Origin of the sequence: uncultured Abyssibacter sp., assembly GCF_964000955.1 — a bacterium.
Lineage (GTDB): Bacteria > Pseudomonadota > Gammaproteobacteria > Nevskiales > OUC007 > Abyssibacter.
On sequence record NZ_CAXFCL010000261.1, the window covers coordinates 1 to 4275 of the forward strand.

At 63.5% G+C, this 4275-nt stretch carries 6 protein-coding genes and 1 pseudogene; all 7 read right to left on the bottom strand.

Annotated elements, in window-relative coordinates; all coding sequences use genetic code 11:
• Positions 1-673, bottom strand: a pseudogene (locus tag ABNS06_RS12555) (F0F1 ATP synthase subunit alpha); the annotation flags it as partial.
• Between the two features lie 64 nt (positions 674-737).
• Positions 738-1274, bottom strand: coding sequence for a F0F1 ATP synthase subunit delta (locus ABNS06_RS12560; RefSeq protein WP_348674941.1), 537 nt, complete (start codon positions 1272-1274; stop codon positions 738-740).
• A 2-nt stretch (positions 1275-1276) separates the two neighbouring features.
• Positions 1277-1747 carry a F0F1 ATP synthase subunit B gene (locus ABNS06_RS12565; RefSeq protein ID WP_348674942.1) on the bottom strand — a complete coding sequence of 157 codons (471 nt, stop codon included), beginning with the start codon at positions 1745-1747 and terminating at the stop codon, positions 1277-1279.
• A gap of 45 nt (positions 1748-1792) precedes the next feature.
• Positions 1793-2047: a F0F1 ATP synthase subunit C gene (gene atpE, locus ABNS06_RS12570; RefSeq protein WP_291512723.1), complete on the bottom strand. Its 255-nt coding sequence runs from the start codon at positions 2045-2047 to the stop codon at positions 1793-1795.
• Between the two features lie 71 nt (positions 2048-2118).
• Positions 2119-2913 carry a F0F1 ATP synthase subunit A gene (gene atpB, locus ABNS06_RS12575; RefSeq protein WP_348674943.1) on the bottom strand — a complete coding sequence of 265 codons (795 nt, stop codon included), beginning with the start codon at positions 2911-2913 and terminating at the stop codon, positions 2119-2121.
• Between the two features lie 7 nt (positions 2914-2920).
• The gene (locus ABNS06_RS12580) at positions 2921-3289 is read right to left on the bottom strand and encodes an ATP synthase subunit I (protein WP_348674944.1); all 369 of its coding nucleotides are present in this window, start codon (positions 3287-3289) and stop codon (positions 2921-2923) included.
• Between the two features lie 271 nt (positions 3290-3560).
• A partial coding sequence (locus tag ABNS06_RS12585; RefSeq protein WP_348674945.1) for a ParB/RepB/Spo0J family partition protein occupies positions 3561-4275 on the bottom strand: 715 nt, incomplete at its 5' end.

Sequence of the window (4275 nt, forward strand, 5' to 3'; positions counted from 1 at the left end):
AGGCTAAGGCACCTGCTTCTTCGAGCGTCTTCACGATGCCCGCCACTGTGGAACCCTTCTGGCCGACAGCGACGTAGATGCAGAACACCGGCTCACCTGCGTCGTAAAACTCTTTCTGGTTGATGATGGTGTCAATCGCCACCGTCGTCTTGCCCGTCTGACGGTCGCCAATGATCAGCTCACGCTGACCACGACCAATCGGCACCATGGCGTCGATGGACTTCAGCCCGGTCTGCACCGGCTGGTCGACCGACTGGCGCGCGATCACGCCCGGCGCGACCTTTTCGATCGGCGACGTGGCTTCGGCATTGATGTCGCCCTTGCCGTCGATCGGACGACCCAGCGAGTCGACAACGCGACCCAGCATCGCCGGCCCGACCGGCACTTCCAGAATGCGGCCGGTGGTCTTGACCCAGTCACCCTCGGTCAGGCTGCTGTAGTCACCCAGGACCACGGCGCCGACGGAGTCACGCTCGAGGTTCAGGGCCAGACCGAAGACATCACCCGGGAACTCGAGCATTTCGCCCAGCACCGCGTCTTCGAGGCCGTGAATACGAACGATGCCGTCGGCCAGCGACACGACGGTGCCCTGGTTGCGGGCTTCGGTGACAGCCTCGAAATTCTTGATGCGATCCTTGATGAGATCGCTGATTTCAGACGGATTCAATTGCATCTCTGTTTCCTGGTGTCGCGGCGCCTGTTACGCCGCTTCCTGGTTGTCTTCGTCCGGTACAGACCTACGCGGTCAGCGCCTGAGTGATTCGTTCCACACGACCGGCGACCGACCCATCAATGACCAGATCGCCCGCGCGCAGCACGGCGCCGCCGATCAGGGAGTCATCGACGGATACGCTCAGTTCGACATCGCGACCGAGCCGCTTGGACAGCGCCGCGACCAGCGCGGACTGCGCCTCGTCGCTGACGGGCATCGCGGAGGTCATCTCGATCTCGATCCGGCGCTCGGCCTCGTCCTTCAGCAGGCTGTACTGCTCGGCGATGGCCGGCAACAGCGCCAGGCGCTTGTTGTCCGCCAGCACCTTCAGCAGGTTCAACCCGCTTGCGCCCAGCGCGTCGCCAACGGCGGCCTGGATCAGACCGACCAGCTCGTCCGACGTCACGGCGGGATGGCCGATCAGACGGGCGACCTCGGACTGCTGGACCACGGCCGCCATCGCGTCCACGGCCTGCTGACCGGCCGGCAGAGCGCCGGCTTCGTTCTGCAGCTCGAAGAATGCGCGAGCGTAAGGACGTGCCAGTGTGGACAGCTCACTCATGATCAGATCTCGGTGGCCAACTGCTTGAGCAGATCGTCATGCGCGGAGGCATCGACCTCGCGAGCCAGCACCTTCTGGGCACCGGCGAGCGCGATGGCGGACACTTCCTTGCGCAGTTCGGCCTTCGCGCGCTGCATCGAGGCGTCGATCTCCTCGTTCGCGGCGGCGATGATCCGATCCGCTTCGGTGCGGGCCTCGGTCTTGGCCTTTTCGACGATGTCGTTGGCCTGACGGTTGGCACCGGCCAGGATGTCCTGCGCCTGGGCGCGAGCTTCCTTGAGTGCTCCATCAGAGGCCTTGCTGGCTTCCGCCAGCGAGGCTTCGCCGCGTTCGGCGGCGGCCAGACCGTCCTCGATCTTCTTGGCGCGCTCGTTCATGGCCTGCTTGATCGGCGGCCAGACGAACTTCATCGTGAACAGCACGAACACCGCGAAGGTGATCGTCTGCCCGATGATGGTGGCGTTAATACCCACGGCTATCTCCTACGAATGGATTGACTACAGCTTCGTAGGATTGGATTAGCCGAGCTGGCCGAGAAGCGGGTTGCCGAACATCAGCAGCAGCGCCATGGCGACACCGATAATGGCCACGGCGTCCAGCAGGCCGGCGATGATGAACATGCGGGTCTGCAACATGCCGGCCATTTCCGGCTGACGTGCGGCGCCTTCCAGGAACTTGCCGCCCAGCAGGCCGAAGCCGATGCCCGTGCCCAGAGCAGCCAGGCCGAAGATCAGGCCGATTGCCAGCGCGGTGTTGCCAATGATGAGTTCCATCGTCGTTCTCCAGTCGTTTCCGTCAGGTGTTGGAAGTTGATCTAGTCAGTAAAAAACCGGGGTGAGCCCAATCAGTGCTCGTCGTGCGACTCATACGCCATGCTCAGGTACACGACGCTGAGCACGGTGATGATGAAGGCCTGCAAGGTGACCACCAGAATGTGGAACACCGCCCAGGCAAATCCGGGGATGAACTGCACGCCCCAGGGCAGCAGCGCAATCAGGATGAAGATCAGCTCACCGGCGTAGAGGTTGCCGAACAGTCGCAGTGACAGCGACACCGGCTTGGCCATGAGCTCAACGAAATTGATGATGATGTTGAAGGGCAGCAGGTACCAGCCGAACGGGTGGGACAGCCACTCTTTCGCATAGCCGCCAAAACCCTTGCCGGCGATGCTGTAGATGATGATCAGGAAGAAGACCGAGATGGAGATCGCGAAGGTCGCGTTCATGTCGGCCGACGGCACGACCCGCATGTACTCCAGACCGGCCATGGAAGCCGCCGCCGGCAACCAGTCCACCGGGACCAGGTCCATGCAGTTCCAGAGGAAGGTCCAGACGAAGATCGTCAACGCGAACGGCGGAACGAACTTCGACGTGCCCGGGAAGGACTCCTTGACCAGGCCGTCGATGAAATCGACCAGCGATTCCACCAGGTTCTGGAGGAATCCGGGAACGCCCGAGGTCGCCCTCCGGGCACCCAGGTACATGACGCCGCACATGATCACACCGAGGACGGTGCTGACGATCAAGGTGTCGATGTTCCAGGTCCAGAAACCCTCACCCACCTGAAGATGGGTCAGATGGTGCGATACGTAATAGCTGGCACTGTCCGTGCCGTGTTGTTCTCCGCCGCCGCTTGCCATCGTTGCCTTAGCCTGTTCGAGTTCCAGTATCTGTGGCCGTCCAGCCGAGCGCGAACCAGTACACCAGCAAACACGCTGCGTAGACGCTGATGACCGGTGGGAACTGGTCCCTGAAGAGCACGATGGCGACCATGAACAATGCCAGGGTCACACCCCACTTCATCACCTCAGCGCGCAAAAGATTGCCGAGGAGCCGCTCGGGCGCCGCGTCTTGCCCGGAGGCAAACGCTCGCAACGCAAAATAAAAGGTGCTGATCACAGCGATCAGGCCGCCGGATATTCCGGCCACCGCTGCATGGACACCACCATGCAGCCCCCAAAGCAAAGAACCTGCGAGACCGATTCCGAGCTGCCAGGCGCAGATCCTCAGCGCCATGGCGAAGCCCGTGTGAGCGCCGGAGCGCTCTGGGTTTGCGTCACTCAAACCGGTGCCGCCCGCCTTAAGGGGGCGCGAAGTATAGCCATGGCCTGATGACAGGTCAATGAAATGCTGCGGCGCAGCAACCTCTCTCGGCAGCCCTACCGCACGGGGTTTCATCACCACGGGCGACGAAGGCTAGACCAAAGTTCATGAACGGCGCCGCGCGGGGCGGACGGTCGGCCACCGTCCGCTGCCCGGCGGCGGGGCGATGCGGGCGGGGCCCCCGCTAAGTCAGCTCGCGCAGGATGTCTTCCAGCTCGTCCTCGGAGCCATAATTGATGACGATCCGCCCCTTGCCCCGGCCCTTTTGCTGCAACTCGACCTTGGCATTGAGTCGTCCGCCCAGCTTGCGACCGAGGCTCACCAGGTGGTCCGACACTGGCGCGGGTGGCGTTGCCGCCTTCGGGGGTTCGCCGAGATTGCGGACCAGCGCCTCGGTCTGACGCACGGTCAGGCCGCGCGTGACCACCTCACGCGCCAGGCGTGACCGCGACTCGACCGGCGCGCCAAGCAGCGCGCGTGCATGGCCCATCTCCAGTTGCCGGGCCTGGACCATGGCGCGGATCTCCTCATCCAGCTCCAGCAGGCGGAGCAGATTGCTCACCGCGGCGCGCGAACGGCCCACCGACTCGGCGCAGGCCTGATGCGTGAGACCGCATTCATCGATCAACCGATGCAGCGCCAGCGCCTCCTCGATGGGATTCAGCGATTCGCGCTGGATGTTCTCGATCAGCGCGACCGCCAGCGCGGCCTGATCTTCCAGCGGCCGGATCACGGCGGGAATGGTCGGCAGCCCGACCATCTGCACCGCCCGCCAGCGACGCTCGCCGGCAATCAGTTCGTAGCGGCCTTCTTCTATAGGGCGGACCACCACCGGCTGCATGACACCCTGGCGACGGATGGAATCGGCCAGTTCCTGCAGGGCGGCCGGATCCATATCA